The following is a 16,634-nucleotide window of genomic DNA, read 5'->3' on the forward strand; positions in this document are numbered from 1 at the left end:
ATCCGATAAAGGAGCCCCCAAATTTATCCGTGGAGTCAATGCTTAAATCTCAAATCTCAAATCTCAAATCTCAAATCGATTGACCGAAAACATCCAGGATAAAAGCCCCCGGCTTCATCCGTCCAGAAATAAAAAACCTGTATCCGATAAAGGAGCCCCCAAATTTATCCGTGGAGTCAATGCTTAAATCTCAAATCTCAAATCTCAAATCTCAAATCTCAAATCGATTGACTTTTCCCCTCGCAATGTGGCGCCTTAGCCAAAAAGAAAAGTTTCGCGGTTTTCATGTCAAATCTTTGAGAATCGAGCGGCCAAATCCCGCTAATGCTGTTGCTAAGGGCGGGGCCTAACCAGCTATTTCGAGTAACAGTGGGCTTCCGGCTGCAAATAATTACAGCTTAGCTATTTACAACCCCAAAAATTTGCCTGACAAGTCTCCAGAGGTTGTACCTTTCACTAATAGGTCTACTGAAACCGCTATTGCGAGTAGCCCTACAGATAAGACTGTCCAAGCTGTACCTGTATCAGCAGGCCAGCAGCAAGTTCAGGCGGTGGATGGAACAAATCAGACAGCAGAAATTACGGATCGCGTCAAACTAGATGAGTTAGCTCTAAAAGTCTACGATCGCATAAATCAGACTTGGCAAACTAGCCCTACGTTGAATCAAAATCTAGTCTATCGAGTCAGTACAAGTCAAGATGGGGCGATCGGCAATTTCCAGCCCCTTAATCAACCAGCCAAGGATTACACCCAAGAAAGTGCTTTGCCAAATCTGCTGAAATCTTCCGAAACTAGCAGCAGTAACAGTGCAGCACCAGTCGCTAAGTTTACTGTAGTGTTTGCTCCTACAGGAACCTTAGAAGTTAACCCCTAACTCAGATACAACATCTCTCCGGTAAGGTGCGCCATCCGCACCTTACTTTTCATTTTTAACTTAAATGTGATATTATAAACAGCGCCCTCTAAGGCATTCTACATCTAAAACAACAAATGAAAGAACTTGACGAAAAAAAAACTCAGGAACTGCTATGCACCATCATGGAATGGGAACTTGCAGGTGTCGTGCGCTATACCCACTATTCACTAATGGTGACAGGGCCAAACCGGATTCCCATCGTGCAGTTTTTTAAAGCACAAGCCACGGAATCCCTACTCCACGCCCAACAAGCAGGAGAAATTCTCACCGGTTTAGAGGGGCATCCCAGTCAGAAAATTGCTCCCATCGAAGAAACCTACAAACACTCGGTGAAAGACTTGTTAGAAGAAAGTTTAAATCACGAGAAAAAAGCGCTCAAAAAGTATAAATCTTTACTTGACGTTGTGACAGACTCCAGCGTTTATTTGGAAGAATATGCCCGCAATCTAATTGGACAAGAAGAATTGCACCAAGTAGAATTGAAAAAAATGCTGCGGGATTATAGTTGATTTAATCATTGTTATTGGTTATTGGTTAGTGGTAAGTTGTTATTTCCAATGACCAATGACCAATGCCCCCTGCCCATGCCCCATGATTATAAAAAATGAATTTTAGTGAAGCAATACCAACTTTTGTAATTACCCTGCGTGAAGGTGTAGAAGCCGCCTTAGTCGTCGGAATTGTACTAGCTTGCCTCAAAAAAGCCGAGCAAACTCACCTCAATTCTTGGGTTTATGCAGGTGTCGCAGCCGGCATTGCTGCTAGCGGTTTTGTGGGTGTTCTATTAAATGGATTGCTCGCAGCACTATCAACATCAGAGCAGCCTTACGCACCAGTAATTAAACAGCTATTAGAGGGCGTGTTGGGGATGGTGGCGATCGCAATGCTAAGCTGGATGCTAATTTGGATGACTCAGCAAGCGCGCTTTCTCAAAGCTGAAGTTGAAGGAGCAGTTACAGCAGCTTTGACAGAAAATAGCAATGCCGGCTGGGGCGTATTTGGCTTAATTTTTATTGCGGTACTGCGCGAAGGTTTTGAAACAGTTATATTTGTCAGCGCTCAATTTCAACAAGGTTTAACTCCTGCTTTAGGTGCTTTGGGCGGTTTGACTGGGGCGGCAATCATTGGCGCGCTACTGTTCAAGTGGGGTGTCAAAATTGATATCCGCCTGTTTTTTAAGTTTATGGGGATTTTGTTGCTGTTAATCGTGGCAGGTTTGGCAGTATCTGCACTCAAACATTTTGACCAAGCCGCTGGGATTTTGTCGCAGATGAATAGCCAGTATGCAGCGATTTGTGTTTATTACGATCGCCTCGCACCACTCCACTCTTGTATTTTAGGGCCGATGGTGTGGAATGCAGCGGAAATTTTGCCCGATCGACAATTTCCAGGAGTGATTCTCAAAGCACTGTTTGGATACAGAGATCGACTTTATCTCGTCCAAGCGGCGGCTTACACAATATTCTTAGCCACCATCGGCGGTCTTTATTTCCAAAAATTAGGCTCTCAGGCAACTGTTCCCAACAAAAATACTCAGCCCGCTCAAAAATCAACTCTTTCTCAGTAGTTCTGTCGGCTATGGTTACAGATTATTTCACTGCTTTCACTGCTTCTGAGGCACAAAAAAATTGCCTGATTTTCCAAAATCGGCCCAAAATTTTAGGGGTTTGGGATAGACTCTTTGACATTTGTATGATATTATTTAATAATGGAAATAGTCAATTTTTGGAAAATAAATAGTTAGATTTCTATTATTAAATAATACAGTCAAGAGCTAAAAAAAGCAAGGGCTAACCCTCAAAAAAAACAAAATTTTTCTCAACCTCACGAAGTTTATAAATCACAAGTCGTAGAGTGGGCGATCGTCGAAAATATGTAACTCGCAGAGAGCAGAATTGGCAATGTCAGGCCCGCAAAGGTGTCGATCGAGAACAGGGGCGATGACCCACTACCAGCAAACAAACGCAGGGTGGCTCTAAAATCTCAAATCCCATCATCACTCGTCGCCACATAAGTCGCGCCCGCCAACAAAAAATCTACTCCCGGCCAGATTTCTGGCGAACAGTCTTTCTGATAACCACTGAAGGCGCTTATAATTAATACAACAATTTTTACATAGCTCAAAAAGGTCTTAATCAACCTTATAATTCTTAAATGAAGCTTAAAATTAAAAAATTGCTTGTTAAAGTTACCTGGAACCCCCAGAAGGCTGTAGCCTCCCCAATCTGGTTAGCGGTGAGATAAATAATGATGCCCCGGATACTTGTTATTGATGATGACGCGGCGATCGCCGAACTCGTAGCCGTCAACCTAGAAATGGCTGGCTACGAAGTCACCCAGGCAGAAGACGGCATCAAAGGTCAGGCACTGGCCATACAACTGCTGCCCGACCTGATCATGCTAGACCTCATGCTGCCTAGAGTAGACGGATTCACCGTATGTCAGCGTTTGCGGCGTGACGAGCGCACCTCAGACATTCCCGTCTTGATGTTGACAGCCTTAAGTCAAACTCAAGACAAAGTAGAAGGCTTCAACTCCGGCGCCGACGACTACCTGACCAAACCCTTTGAACTAGAAGAGATGCTAGCCCGAGTGCGAGCTCTACTAAGGCGCACAGACCGCATCCCCCAAGCTGCCAAACATTCCGAAATCCTGAACTACGGCCCACTGACCCTTGTCCCCGAAAGGTTTGAAGCTGTTTGGTACGTTCAGACAGTCAAACTGACCCACCTAGAGTTTGAGTTGCTGCACTGCTTGCTTCAGCGCCACGGTCAGACAGTCTCTCCCAGCGAAATTCTCAAAGAAGTGTGGGGTTACGACCCCGACGACGACATCGAAACTATTCGTGTACACATCAGACACCTGAGAACCAAGATGGAACCCGATCCCCGCCATCCTCGGTACATCAAAACCGTATACGGGGCTGGTTATTGCCTGGAGTTGCCCAACAACGAGCAAGTAGCTGAAGAAACCAAATCCTCTGCTTGAGCTAGCACGCCAAATGCAACAAGCAGTTAAAAATCCCGCTAGAAAAGCCTGAGAGCTAATGCTCTCAGGCTTTGTTGTTTGGAGTTTGAGTGAATATGTCAACAAGTAGCCCTTAACTCTCTTGATTCGGAAAAAAACAATCCCGCAGCCCCCTCTAACCCCAGGGCGGTTTCATTCTCTTGTAGGGGCTGCCCCCCGTGGCTGCCCCATGTCTGAAACTGTGAAATCGTCTGTGGGGGGTAGGCACGGGGAGTAGGGGTAGCACTACCCCTACAAAATCGCGATTTTCGTGAGAATGAAACCGCCCTCCCTCTAACCCTACTTTTATAGAAGCTTGTCCATAGGAAAGTACCGGATTTCTTTTTCCACCTTGTCTTTTCCGAGAGGATTGGATAGCTACGTGAACAAACCTGACGGTCAACTGAGTACAGTTAGACCGCAGGCTTCTTTTTCCTTTTTTTTCTCATGCTTTTTATAGTGAGGTAGTTCCACCCCCACTTGCTAATATAGTATCAGAGTATTTCCCGAGCATCTTGGGGTATAAAAGAATAATTGTCGGTTTCCGTACCGAAACCCGACGAGCCTTTCATCACGCGGGCGTAATTCCCAACGGGGTACGGGGCCCAGCGCTCTGATTAATCCGCTCTAAATATACGCCCGGGACTTCCCGGCTGGTAGTTAAACAATACTCTAGCCATAAGCTGTTACGCATTTAAATTGGAAATTCCGGACAGGCTAGAAGCCCGTCCCACAAGAGTTGTATTGATTTTTGACAGACAGTTTAAATGTAGAACAGCTTAATACTCTTTAATAATATTATTTATCAATAAATTTAGAGGTATTCCTTTAGCTGCTATTTTTGCTAACGAGAAACCAAATTCCGCTAAAGCGCCCAAAACAGTCATAATCGTGATATAACGATGTTTTTTCCTACTGATTTACATACCAGAACTCAAATAAGTGAAAATTTTTCTCAAATACCCCTTGACGAAACTACTAAAATTGTTGATTATCTATATCAATAACCTGCGATCGCTGAAAACTCCCCTGGCATCTTTCTCAAGAGGTAAATCGCCGTGACCAGCATGGCAAAAAAATCCTTCCCACCCGACGGAAAATCATTTCCCTGGTGGGTCGGCAACGCCCGCTTAATCAACCTTTCGGGCCGTTTGCTCGGTACCCACGTCGCCCACGCCGGCCTCATCGTCTTCTGGGCGGGAGCCTATAGCCTATTGGAGCTTTCCCGCTTTAACCCAGAATTGCCCATGTACGAACAAGGCTTAATCCTGTTGCCAAATCTAGCCAGACTCGGCTGGGGCGGGGGTGGGGGAGGCAAAATTGTCGATACTGATCCGTACTTCGCCGTTAGCGCGATTCACCTCTTTCTCGGCTTCGGCGGCATCTTTTACTCCCTCAAAGGGCCAGCCACCCTCGAAGCAAGAACTTCTTTCTTTGGCTACACATGGGAAGACGCAGACAAAATGACCACCATCTTGGGAATCCGCCTAGTTTTGCTGGGTGTCGCTACCTTCTTGTTGGTGGCCAAAGCTATGTACTTTGGTGGTTTATGACTGTTTTTTTCTAATATTTATGTATCGCCACTTTGATTATTTTTGTGGAGTCTGTCCGTAACATTGCCCGAAGGAGTGCATCAAATCAAGCGCTTGTATCCAATTCCTTGTTATTGGGATTTTTTTACTACGGACTACCGCCTCACATTTACAGTGCGCCCGTGCGTGGCTTGTACTGAAGATGCGATGGTTGCACTGACTTTGAACCTAAGACTTGTTTGACCAATGCTTATCCGCAACATTGCTCTAAACTTCACAAAAATTACGCTGAAATACCGACTACCACTGCTTCAGTTCCACCTTGAGCAAGGGGGATAGGTGGCTAGCAGAGTGAGTCTAAACTTAGATTGATTTTCAAGGAAAATACACTTTTGGACAATCTAAACAAGAGCGCGAACAAATAACAGATAATCCAGCAAAATCTCCCTTCAATTTTTTGATTTTTTTCCGACATGAATTTATACAGTGCTAACTCACTCAAAGTCGAACTCAACCAGAGAGGCTGCCGCCTGACTCCCCAACGAGAAACTATTTTGAGTGTCTTTCAAAATCTACCGCAAGGCAATCATTTAAGTGCGGAAGAATTATACAAGAGTTTGCAGAATAAAGGAGAACGAATAGGCTTGTCTACTGTCTACCGAACGCTGCATTTATTAGCAAGGATAGGAATTTTGCGGGAACTAGAATTAGCAGAAGGACACAAACATTACGAACTGAATTTTCCCGAATTGCACCACCACCACCATCTAGTTTGCATTCAGTGTCACAAAACCTTTGAATTTAGCGATGAATCGATTTTAAAAATTGGCAAAAAGCAAGTTGAAAAAGCTGGGGTAGAACTGCTTGACTGTCAATTAACTGTGCGTGCGGTTTGTTTGGAAGCGCTACGGGAGGGATGGCCTTCTTTGGTACCCAGCAATTGGTTGTGTCCCAGATATCATTCAGAAATTCATGAGGAAATTAGTTGAGTTGAATGAAATACCCTTCGGTAATTGGTAATTGGTGGTAATTGGTAATTTGTGCTTTTTTATTCGTTATGAGCTGTTAGTTATTAGCACCTACAAATAACCAATGACTACTGACAACTGACTGCTGACTGCTGACTGCTGAATTCTCTTTTGCAATCAAGCAACCTCAGAATCGCAACGTTGGTGTTCCATCCGAAATATGTTAGCGTACAAACTAGCAACAATCTGTTTGCCTTCCTGCGTCAACTGCAAGTAACCGAGAGATTCACTGATGTGCGGATAAATGCCGCTCCAGTAAAACTTAGAGTAGCTTTGCAGCAAGTCGCCCGGATGTCGATAGCCCAAAACTTTAGTAGCACCGCTTTCTTCCAACTCGTAAAACAGCGCGCCAATTTTCTGCAAATATTGCGGGTTGCTGAGCTGACCTATCAAGTCAGCACCGCGAACTAAACTAGAGTAATTAACTGCATCCTCGTCAGTGTTGCCGTCAAGCACCGAGAAACGAGTCTGTTCTATGTTCTGCTTAATTATCTCAGCATTAATTAGCTTGTGGTTGCCGAAGCGCTCGTCAATGAACAATTTAGCTCTGTCAACTCGGTAAGGAGCTAAGCTAGCCGCTGTTGCACCGGGAGCAAGTGCAATTCTCATGCCATCTTTTCCCGTAGCATACAATCCTTCTGATTCTTGGTCTTGTCGGCAAACTCCTTTGACATATCCGATGTCTTGGCACAGCAAAGAAATGATGAAGTGCAGCCAATCTTCGCAGGAAACTCCGCCCTTGCGAATGTGTTTTCCCCGCAAGATTTCTTGACCGACTAAGCTAATGCAAATGGCGTGTTCTACATTGTGATAAAGAGCGTCGCTGTTGGCGATGTTTTCTAACGCCATTGCCCCCACCCAGGCAATAATGTCAGCATAGTCTGATTTGTAGCCTCCGTAAGTGCGGCTGTACCCGTTCTGAAGTTGTTGGATGAAAGCCTCGATCAGCAGTTCTGTAGAATTAAACATACCGTGTCCTTTTACCTTAATATTTCCTTTTAAGAGCGGTGCATCTATTGGGGAGTCCTCTAATTTTATGGATGAGATTTTAGTTCACAACTCCTGCACCCCGTGTGCGTTGTGCTCTGTGGGCGGCAAATGGGTGGCAATCTCACAACTCAGTGACGCAGCTACGCCCGGGGAGTCACGAAGCAATCTCGCGCCCTGACTCAAAACTCCCAAGCAACTCAGTCCGTCACTGACACCCATCCCCGCCGTACTGCATACAGCAGCCTGCTGACAATTTTTCGATCGTCTGAACTTTTTAAACTGTGAGAATTAATTGCGTATTGAATTTGCTGGAACTGATCCCGATCGATCTTACCGGATTTCCAAATGTTCAAGTAAAGTTCGCAAATTTTATATTCAGGAATATAAGCTTTGGTTGTCATCTGCCGTCAACTAAATGTATATTTCTTATTGTCCGGCAATTTTAGATAACTTTATGTGATGTAGATCGGCTATAGACTGTGATGCGATCGCAGCCTGGAGTTAATGCGCCTCTCCTAATAATCGTAATTTGAGCGAAAAAGCGCGATATTGCGATCGTCATAAATTTTGCTGACGGCTGTGAAAATCATCATAGTTGCGCCTAAATTATAGGATGTCACATACCATTCTCCCGTTGCGCTCGCCCCCTCCCAACTTGCAGCAAGGAAGGAAGTTTGAGCGCGGGTCGCGCAAATTTCTTGCCAAAGAAACACGCGTCGTGTACAATACAGAGTCTGGTATCCTCACTTACCCATAATTATTTTCATTCATCCCGTCCCCCCAGAGGGGAAGGGACTTTCAGTGCGGATACAGCCAAATCACTATATTCAGCAAAAAGCTAGAAATGCCGTAACTCATGCCCACTATTCAGCAACTCATCCGTTCAGCACGGGAACAAACGCAGAAAAAAACCAAATCGCCAGCTCTCAAGAGTTGCCCGCAGCGCCGCGGAGTTTGCACCAGAGTGTACACGACCACCCCGAAAAAACCCAACTCGGCGCTGCGGAAGGTGGCTCGGGTACGGCTGACCTCTGGTTTTGAAGTCACCGCCTACATCCCTGGGATCGGTCACAACTTGCAAGAACACTCGGTAGTAATGATCCGGGGCGGTCGGGTAAAAGATCTGCCCGGAGTTAGATACCACATCATTCGGGGTACATTAGACACCGCTGGGGTGAAAGACCGCAAGCAGGGTCGTTCCAAATACGGGGCCAAGCGTCCTAAAGAGAAAAAATAACACGGAACTCGCCCGCTCGTCGGGGTTGGGAAGCAAAAAAAATCCGATCGCGCCGATCAATTGCACGCTCGATCGTCATAAATCGAGATGTGATTCCAAAACCCCAAACTCAATCATTCAAAATCAAAAATCCCAAATAGAACTATGTCTCGCCGCACAGTTATTCAAAAACGTCCAGTTCCACCAGATCCAACCTACAACAGCCGGTTGGTAAGCATGATGGTGAGACGGATCATGCAGCACGGCAAAAAATCCGTTGCCTCCAGCATCGTCTACGACGCCCTCAAAACCATCCAAGAACGCACAGGGGCTGAACCGTTAGACTTGTTTGAAAAAGCAGTCAAAAACGCAACACCCCTGGTCGAAGTCAAAGCCCGCCGGGTAGGTGGCGCCACATACCAAGTGCCAATGGAAGTGCGTTCCGATCGCGGTACCACCCTCGCCCTCCGCTGGCTGATCAGATTTGCCCGCGCCCGCACCGGCCGCTCAATGGCAGCCAAGCTAGCCAACGAACTGATGGATGCAGCTAACGAAACAGGGAGTGCTATTCGCAAGCGCGAAGAAACTCACCGCATGGCTGAAGCTAACAAGGCTTTTGCTCACTACCGCTACTAACTGCAACATCGGGCATGGAGAAGAGCGCGATTGTTCGGTATAAAAGCATCGGGTGAGAAATTGGAAAGTGTAAGTTTTGAGTGTTGAGATTGCTTCTCTTGGCGCAGTTGCGATCGCGCAAGCAAACTCAAAACTCCCAAAATCAAAATTCACGCACTCAAAATTCACGCACTCTCTGACTCCTCCATGTCGCATCCTTAATATTTTTGTAAACAAATTTTGCAAAAAATATTAAAATGTAACAATAAGCTCCAGAGACTTTTGTAAGTCGCTGGGGAGTGCAAAATAGGGTTACTGTGTAGTATAATAGTATTATAACAGCAACACAAGATTAAGGAGGTAGCTGTGGCACGTACCGTCCCGCTAGAAAAAACTCGCAACATCGGCATCGCAGCCCACATTGACGCGGGCAAAACAACAACAACTGAAAGAATTCTGTTCTATTCAGGCATGGTTCACAAAATGGGTGAAGTGCACGAGGGAACAGCAGTCACTGACTGGATGGAGCAAGAGCGGGAGCGGGGAATTACGATTACTGCCGCTGCTATCACCACCAGTTGGAAAGATTACAAAATCAACATCATCGACACTCCCGGACACGTAGACTTCACGATCGAAGTCGAACGCTCGATGCGAGTGCTCGACGGAGTGATCGCAGTGTTCTGCTCGGTAGGGGGAGTGCAGCCGCAATCCGAAACAGTTTGGCGACAGGCAGATCGGTACAAAGTACCGAGGATCGTGTTCGTCAACAAAATGGATCGGATGGGGGCAAACTTTTACAAAGTCTACGGCCAAATTCGCGATCGAATGAGAGCGAACGCCGTACCCATCCAAATCCCGATCGGCAGTGAAGAAAACTTCCGGGGAATTGTAGATTTAGTAGAGATGAAAGCCTACATCTACAACAACAACACCGGCACCGACATCGAGGAAGTAGAAATCCCCGATGAAGTAAAGGATCTAGCAGCAGAATACCGCACCAAGCTGATCGAGTCCGTAGCAGAAACCAGCGACGCCCTCACCGAGAAATACCTCGAAGGCGAAGAGTTAACAGAAGACGAAATCCGCTTGGCCCTGCGTCACGGCACTGTCGAAGGTACGATCGTACCAATGTTGTGCGGTTCTGCCTTCAAAAACAAAGGCGTTCAGTTGTTGTTGGATGCAGTCATCGACTATCTGCCCTCGCCCTTGGAAGTTCCTCCAATTCAAGGACTCCTGCCCAACGGCGACACAGCAGAACGATTTGCAGACGACAGCGCGCCCCTGTCAGCCCTGGCATTCAAAATCATGGCTGACCCCTTCGGCCGGCTGACCTTCGTTAGGGTCTACTCCGGTATCCTCAAAAAAGGCACCTACGTCCTGAACTCCACCAAAGACAAAAAAGAGCGGGTTTCTCGCCTAATTGTCCTCAAAGCCGACGATCGGATAGAAGTTGAGGAACTGCGGGCAGGAGACTTGGGAGCAGCCTTGGGTTTGAAAGACACCTTCACCGGCGACACCCTCTGCGAAGAAGGAGCGCCAGTGATTCTGGAATCTCTGTTTATACCAGAGCCAGTTATCTCGGTGGCTGTCGAACCCAAAACCAAACAAGACATGGAGAAGCTCTCCAAAGCCCTCCAGTCGCTCTCGGAAGAAGACCCCACCTTCCGAGTCAACGTTGACCCAGAAACCAACCAGACAGTCATCGCCGGTATGGGCGAACTGCACCTGGAAATCCTGGTAGACAGGATGCTGCGGGAATTCAAAGTAGAAGCCAACGTGGGTCAGCCACAAGTAGCCTACCGTGAAACCATTCGCAAATCCGTCCGTGCCGAAGGTAAATTTATCCGCCAAAGTGGCGGTAAAGGTCAGTACGGTCACGTTGTGATCGAACTAGAACCCACCGAAGTCGGAACCGGCTTTGAATTTGTCTCCAAAATTGTTGGTGGCACTGTACCCAAAGAGTACATCGGCCCGGCAGAACAAGGGATGAAAGAAGCCTGCGAATCAGGTATTGTAGCAGGATATCCCGTGATTGACCTCAAAGCTACTATGGTAGACGGGTCTTTCCACGACGTAGACTCCTCAGAAATGGCATTTAAGATCGCCGGTTCAATGGCGATCAAAGAAGCCGTGATGAAGGCGTCGCCAGTGCTGCTAGAGCCTATGATGAAAGTAGAGGTTGAAGTTCCCGAAGATTACATCGGGAACGTCATCGGAGACCTCAACTCGCGTCGGGGTCAGATCGAAGGTCAAGAGACAGATCAGGGGATTGCCAAAGTTTCTGTAAAAGTTCCACTAGCAGAAATGTTTGGTTACGCCACCGACATCCGCTCGAAAACCCAAGGTCGAGGCATCTTCACAATGGAATTCAGCCATTACGAAGAAGTGCCGCGAAATGTGGCTGAAGCCATTATCGCTAAGAACAAAGGGAACTAATGATTTTGGATTTTAGATTTTGGATTTTGGATTGAATCCAAAATCTAGAATCTAAAATCTCAAGTCTAAAATCGCTAAAAAAAACAAGGAACAGATCAAGAATGGCACGCGCAAAATTTGAACGGAATAAACCCCACGTAAACATCGGCACGATCGGTCACGTTGACCACGGCAAAACAACTTTGACCGCCGCGATTACGATGACTCTCTCTGCACTAGGTCAAGCAAAGGCTAAGAACTACGCCGACATCGACGCTGCGCCAGAAGAAAAAGCACGGGGTATTACGATTAATACTGCTCACGTGGAATACGAAACCACAGGTCGGCACTATGCCCACGTAGATTGCCCCGGACACGCTGACTATGTGAAAAACATGATCACCGGTGCTGCTCAAATGGACGGCGGCATCCTAGTAGTGTCAGCGGCAGACGGCCCCATGCCTCAAACTCGCGAACACATCCTGCTAGCTAAGCAAGTTGGCGTTCCCAGCCTGGTTGTCTTCTTGAACAAAGAAGACATGGTGGATGATGCTGAACTTTTGGAATTGGTAGAACTGGAAGTTCGCGAACTTTTGAGCTCTTACGATTTTCCGGGCGATGACATCCCCATCGTCACAGGTTCGGGATTGAAAGCTCTCGAAGCGATGCTTGCTAATCCCAAGACTATAAAGGGCGAAAATGAGTGGGTTGACAAAATTTACAAGCTGATGGAAGAAGTAGATGCTTACATCCCCACCCCAGAACGCGAAGTTGACAAGCCTTTCTTGATGGCAGTTGAAGACGTATTCTCGATTACTGGTCGGGGTACTGTCGCCACAGGCCGGATCGAACGTGGAACTATCAAAGTCGGCGAAACAGTCGAATTGGTGGGTCTTAAGGACACTCGCAGCACTACAGTGACTGGTGTGGAAATGTTCACCAAGTCTCTGGAAGAAGGTTTGGCAGGCGACAACGTTGGTCTACTGCTGCGGGGGATTTTAAAGGCGGATATTGAACGCGGAATGGTGATTGCCAAGCCGAAAAGCATCCTGCCTCACACTCAGTTTGAATCTGAAGTGTACATCCTCAAGAAGGAAGAAGGCGGCCGGCACACGCCCTTTTTCTCTGGATATCGCCCTCAATTCTACGTCCGTACCACTGACGTGACCGGCACGATCGCACAGTTCACCGCTGATGACGGTACTGAAGCAGAAATGGTGATGCCTGGTGACCGGATCAAAATGACTGTTGAGCTGATTCACCCGATCGCGATCGAACAAGGAATGCGCTTCGCTATCCGCGAAGGCGGCCGCACCGTCGGCGCCGGCGTTGTTTCCAAAATCCTTAAGTAGGAATCCGATAACAGCTTAAATAGCAGAAAAGCCGCCAAATTTAATCAGGCTTTTCTGCTATTTAGTGATTAGTTATTACTCAGAAGTCTGCTGTTAGCAGTTAGCCCAAAAACAACTGCAAAAAGACAACTGCAAAAAGACAACAAATAACAAACTGAACCTCGAAAATTCAAGAAACAAAAATGGCAACAATTCAACAGCAAAAAATTCGCATTCGCCTCAAAGCTTTCGATCGCCGAATTCTAGACGCATCCTGCGAAAAGATTGTAGATACAGCAAATCGGACAGCAGCCACAGCGATCGGCCCGATTCCCCTACCGACAAAACGGCGGATTTATTGCTTGCTGCGATCGCCCCACGTAGACAAAGATTCTCGCGAACACTTTGAAACCCGCACGCACCGCCGCATTATCGACATTCACCAGCCATCTGCCAAAACAATTGACGCTTTGATGAAACTGGATTTGCCAGCCGGCGTAGATATCGAAGTCAAGCTGTAGATTGACTTATCGAAAACTCGGAAAGAAGGAACAAAGATTAAATAAATTGTTCCTTCTTTTTGTTGAATTTTCCCTAGTCATTAGTGATAGCAGAAGGAAGAAGAAAGAAGGAAGTTCGGCAAGGGATTCTGTAGCCGATGTAACGGATGTCAGAAAGAAAGAAGAAGGAAGAAGGAAGAAGGAAGAAGCAATAAAATCAATCGTTTCAGCCATTAACAACGTCCTAACCGCCAAGGCGGTTGCTATATTAGGTATTAGTTATTAGTTAATAATCAGCAATAATTTCTGCTCCGGCACGAACTTAAATAATTATTTTTAATTAAGGTGCGCTCACTACAAAAACGCTCCTTTAGCAGTCGCTATCATCGCCTTCGGACTTACTTAGTTTAGCAAAAAGGTATATTTAACATTTTGACGAAATAACGCCTTTTTCAAGCTGTCAGCACGGGAGATAGCGAGCCGTCGCTCCCGTTGCAAGCGAAAAAGCCCGATCGCTCCTGCCCCGGAATTGCCTTTAATCAGTTAAAGTAAGAAAAATAAGCGCAAGTACCGTCACTTTTGAGCGACAATGGCATCCTCTTCCTCTGTAGCAGTTCGCGAACTCCCCTTATTTCCGTTGCCGGAAGTGGTTCTATTTCCAGGTAGGCCACTCCCGCTGCAAATCTTCGAGTTTCGCTATCGAATCATGATGAATACGATTCTGGAGGGCGATCGGCGTTTCGGTGTGCTCATGTGGGACCCCAACCAAAACAAAGTCTCTGCCGTTGGCTGTTGCGCCGAAGTGATTCACTGCCAGCGCCTGCCCGACGATCGCATGAAAATAATGACTCTCGGTCAGCAGCGGTTCCGAGTCCTCGACGCCGTTCGCGAAAAACCCTATTTAGTCGGTCTAGTAGAATGGATCGAAGACGCACCGCCGCAACAAGACCTCAGACCTTTGGGAAAAGATGTCGAACAACTGCTGAGAGATGTAGTTCGCCTCTCCAGCAAATTGATGGATCAGCCGATCGACCTGCCCGAAGACATTCCCAGTTTGCCTACAGAATTGTCCTATTGGGTAGCCAGCTACCTTTACGGCGCAGCGACAGAACAGCAAACTCTTTTAGAATTGCAAGATACTGCTGCGAGATTGGAACGCGAAACCGAAATTTTGACTTCGACTCGCAATCACTTGGCAGCGAGGACTGTACTTAAAGATACCCTCAAGTAGCCAATTTGCCTAGGAAAAAGCACAATCGGTTTGACCTGCATTGAAGAAAGAATTACACACAAATCATTCGATTTTCGATTTTTTATTTTTGATTTTCGATTGGGAATGAGTTATTGAACTAAGGGTTTGGAGATGGCCTACAGTTCCATTCTTTTTTGGAACAGGTATCTGTTTAATTCTTAACTTCAAACAGGTTCGGATAGGTTCCTTATAGCAGTAAATGCTTGTGTTAGACAATCACGACCAACCGAAACCCTACGATGCAGTTAGAGGCGGTCAACTGCCACCTCCTGTGGGCGGTGTAGTGCTCGGCGGACTAGCAGGAGTTAAACACCGGCTGTCTAGTTCTGTCAGCGAACATCGAATCGCCGCCTTGAGAGAGACATTGAATTACGGCGATGCCGGCTTAAAAATAGTCATCAAGATTTGTCAAAGCGAAACAGGGCCAGTGCAGCGGGCGGCCTGCGATTTGCTTCGACAAAGGCTGAATTCGATCGCCCGCGAAAAATTACAGGCCTTTGTAGCTTCCTGTGTAGATTCAAAATCTAAGGTAGAGAGCACTGAAAAAATATTAAAGCACTCATCCGGTGCAGTCTCAGAAAAAAATTACGATCGGCAAATGTCCGAAGCACAGTTAATATTTGAGACAATTACGCAGCAGATGCAACCAAATTTGTTGCTGTTAGAAGCACTGGTAGCCTCTGTAGAACGCGAAGAATTTACCAGCGAACTGATGAATCTTTGGGAACTATTAATCTTAGAAATTCAGGAACCTCTCAAAGAACTGCGTCAGGCTGTTGGCATCGCGATTTCCGCCCAACTGCGGATTCAGTGGCTGTACAATCAAGCTGAATCTCAAGCCAACCAGTGGCAGCAGCGAGCTTTGCTAGCTCTTCAGACACAGGATGAAAATTCAGTCCGCCTCGCCGTGGTTCGCCAGCAGGTTCAATTCGAGCAGGCTGCAGAACTAAAAATTGACTTAGACTACCAAACTGTGCGAGTAGAAAATCTCAACCGCAACTTGCTGGCTTTGGAAAGTAAGATTGCTCAAGCTAATTCCAAGAAAGAGATCCTCAAGATGCAGCTTCATTTTGCTAAGGTACAGCAGCAAATAGACTTCACTTTCAGCCAAGTCAATAGTATATTTTTTAGTCCTTAGTTGTCGGATTCTCCGGTTATATATTGCGTGAACTCAAACTTGTCTGACGCAAAAATGTATGGCCCCACTTAAAATTGCCTCATCTAACTTAGCTCCTTCCAGATTAGCCCCGCATAAAAATGCCCCGCTCAAATTAGCACCGCTCAAATCTGCTTCTCTTAAATCTGCGCCCTCAAGGTTACTTTCACACAAAAAAGCCTTTCTCAAGTTGGCTTTTCTCAGACTCGAACCCCGCAGTTTAGCGTCGCTTAGATTGGCTTTTTCAAGGTTTGTATTGTCCAAGCAAGCATCTAAGAGGTTTGCTTCCATCAAGTTGGCGTTTTTCAAGTTTGCTCCGCTCAAATTAACACCAATCATTTTGGTGTCGCTCAAGTTGGCGTTTTCCAAGTTTGCTTCAATCAAGTCAGCTCCTGTTAATCTTGCGAAAGTTAGATCGGCTCCGCTCAGGTTAGCCCCATTTAGGCGGGTCATCACCAGGCAGGCATTCTTTAGCTTGGCAGCTATTAAGTTGGCCCCCATTAAGTTCGCCAAAGCAAAATTGATTTCCTTCAGATTTGCACAGGCTAGATTAATATGAATTAGGAAAGCTTCTCGCAAAAAAGCCTCTTTCAAGTTGGTTTCATGAAAATTTCTTTCTCCGGCTGCGTATCGCTTGAGAAGTTCATCAGCATTCATCTCGCCAGCCTCCTAA

16 protein-coding genes and 1 pseudogene are annotated in these 16,634 nt (G+C 46.4%); 14 read left to right on the top strand and 3 right to left on the bottom strand.

From position 1 onward, the window contains the following. Nucleotides 1-422 precede the first annotated feature (422 nt). The 6 genes and pseudogenes from QUB08_RS19920 (at nucleotide 423) to QUB08_RS19945 (ending at nucleotide 6,444) form a co-directional block, all read left to right on the top strand. Nucleotides 423-875 (top strand): hypothetical protein, encoded by a 453-nt coding sequence (locus tag QUB08_RS19920; protein WP_333226399.1) that lies wholly within the window; start codon nucleotides 423-425, stop codon nucleotides 873-875. 116 nt (nucleotides 876-991) lie between these two features. Continuing rightward, on the top strand, nucleotides 992-1,426 hold the full coding sequence (locus QUB08_RS19925; protein ID WP_333102835.1) for a ferritin-like domain-containing protein: 435 nt from the start codon (nucleotides 992-994) through the stop codon (nucleotides 1,424-1,426). A gap of 95 nt (nucleotides 1,427-1,521) precedes the next feature. Continuing rightward, nucleotides 1,522-2,484: an FTR1 family protein gene (locus QUB08_RS19930; RefSeq protein WP_333226401.1), complete on the top strand. Its 963-nt coding sequence runs from the start codon at nucleotides 1,522-1,524 to the stop codon at nucleotides 2,482-2,484. A gap of 683 nt (nucleotides 2,485-3,167) precedes the next feature. Continuing rightward, nucleotides 3,168-3,905, top strand: a complete 738-nt coding sequence (locus tag QUB08_RS19935; RefSeq protein ID WP_333226465.1) for a response regulator transcription factor — start codon at nucleotides 3,168-3,170, stop codon at nucleotides 3,903-3,905. Between the two features lie 1,085 nt (nucleotides 3,906-4,990). Next, nucleotides 4,991-5,473: pseudogene (locus QUB08_RS19940) on the top strand (chlorophyll a/b binding light-harvesting protein); the annotation flags it as partial. Between the two features lie 455 nt (nucleotides 5,474-5,928). After that, entirely contained in the window at nucleotides 5,929-6,444 is a 516-nt protein-coding gene (locus QUB08_RS19945) for a transcriptional repressor (protein ID WP_333226403.1), read from the top strand. Nucleotides 6,445-6,600: 156 nt separating this feature from the next. Here QUB08_RS19945 and QUB08_RS19950 read toward each other — a convergent pair whose 3' ends face one another. Then, entirely contained in the window at nucleotides 6,601-7,452 is an 852-nt protein-coding gene (locus tag QUB08_RS19950) for an Npun_R2479 family HD domain-containing metalloprotein (protein WP_333226405.1), read from the bottom strand. 218 nt (nucleotides 7,453-7,670) lie between these two features. Further along, the gene (locus QUB08_RS19955; RefSeq protein ID WP_333226407.1) at nucleotides 7,671-7,874 is read right to left on the bottom strand and encodes a hypothetical protein; all 204 of its coding nucleotides are present in this window, start codon (nucleotides 7,872-7,874) and stop codon (nucleotides 7,671-7,673) included. Between the two features lie 455 nt (nucleotides 7,875-8,329). Between QUB08_RS19955 and rpsL the strand changes: the two genes are divergently transcribed. The 8 genes from rpsL to QUB08_RS19995 all read left to right on the top strand — a co-directional run bounded on the left by rpsL (nucleotide 8,330) and on the right by QUB08_RS19995 (nucleotide 15,943). Further along, nucleotides 8,330-8,710, top strand: coding sequence for a 30S ribosomal protein S12 (rpsL, locus tag QUB08_RS19960; RefSeq protein ID WP_006632197.1), 381 nt, complete (start codon nucleotides 8,330-8,332; stop codon nucleotides 8,708-8,710). 144 nt (nucleotides 8,711-8,854) lie between these two features. Continuing rightward, nucleotides 8,855-9,325, top strand: coding sequence for a 30S ribosomal protein S7 (gene rpsG, locus QUB08_RS19965; RefSeq protein WP_006632196.1), 471 nt, complete (start codon nucleotides 8,855-8,857; stop codon nucleotides 9,323-9,325). Nucleotides 9,326-9,670: 345 nt separating this feature from the next. Continuing rightward, a complete protein-coding gene (gene fusA, locus QUB08_RS19970; RefSeq protein WP_333226410.1) occupies nucleotides 9,671-11,743 on the top strand; it encodes an elongation factor G in 2,073 nt (690 codons plus the stop codon). Nucleotides 11,744-11,844: 101 nt separating this feature from the next. Continuing rightward, entirely contained in the window at nucleotides 11,845-13,074 is a 1,230-nt protein-coding gene (gene tuf, locus QUB08_RS19975; RefSeq protein ID WP_333226412.1) for an elongation factor Tu, read from the top strand. A 182-nt stretch (nucleotides 13,075-13,256) separates the two neighbouring features. Then, nucleotides 13,257-13,574, top strand: coding sequence for a 30S ribosomal protein S10 (rpsJ, locus tag QUB08_RS19980; protein ID WP_006632193.1), 318 nt, complete (start codon nucleotides 13,257-13,259; stop codon nucleotides 13,572-13,574). Between the two features lie 46 nt (nucleotides 13,575-13,620). After that, nucleotides 13,621-13,839 (top strand): hypothetical protein, encoded by a 219-nt coding sequence (locus QUB08_RS19985; protein WP_333226414.1) that lies wholly within the window; start codon nucleotides 13,621-13,623, stop codon nucleotides 13,837-13,839. 303 nt (nucleotides 13,840-14,142) lie between these two features. Further along, nucleotides 14,143-14,784 carry an LON peptidase substrate-binding domain-containing protein gene (locus tag QUB08_RS19990; RefSeq protein WP_015174045.1) on the top strand — a complete coding sequence of 214 codons (642 nt, stop codon included), beginning with the start codon at nucleotides 14,143-14,145 and terminating at the stop codon, nucleotides 14,782-14,784. Nucleotides 14,785-15,004: 220 nt separating this feature from the next. Further along, complete coding sequence (locus QUB08_RS19995) at nucleotides 15,005-15,943, top strand: PspA/IM30 family protein (RefSeq protein ID WP_333226415.1); 939 nt, start codon at nucleotides 15,005-15,007, stop codon at nucleotides 15,941-15,943. A gap of 33 nt (nucleotides 15,944-15,976) precedes the next feature. Here QUB08_RS19995 and QUB08_RS20000 read toward each other — a convergent pair whose 3' ends face one another. Continuing rightward, nucleotides 15,977-16,618: a pentapeptide repeat-containing protein gene (locus tag QUB08_RS20000; RefSeq protein ID WP_333153299.1), complete on the bottom strand. Its 642-nt coding sequence runs from the start codon at nucleotides 16,616-16,618 to the stop codon at nucleotides 15,977-15,979. Nucleotides 16,619-16,634 lie beyond the last annotated feature (16 nt).

The sequence above is a fragment of the Microcoleus sp. BR0-C5 genome, from assembly GCF_036705045.1.
Classification (GTDB): Bacteria; Cyanobacteriota; Cyanobacteriia; order Cyanobacteriales; family Microcoleaceae; genus Microcoleus.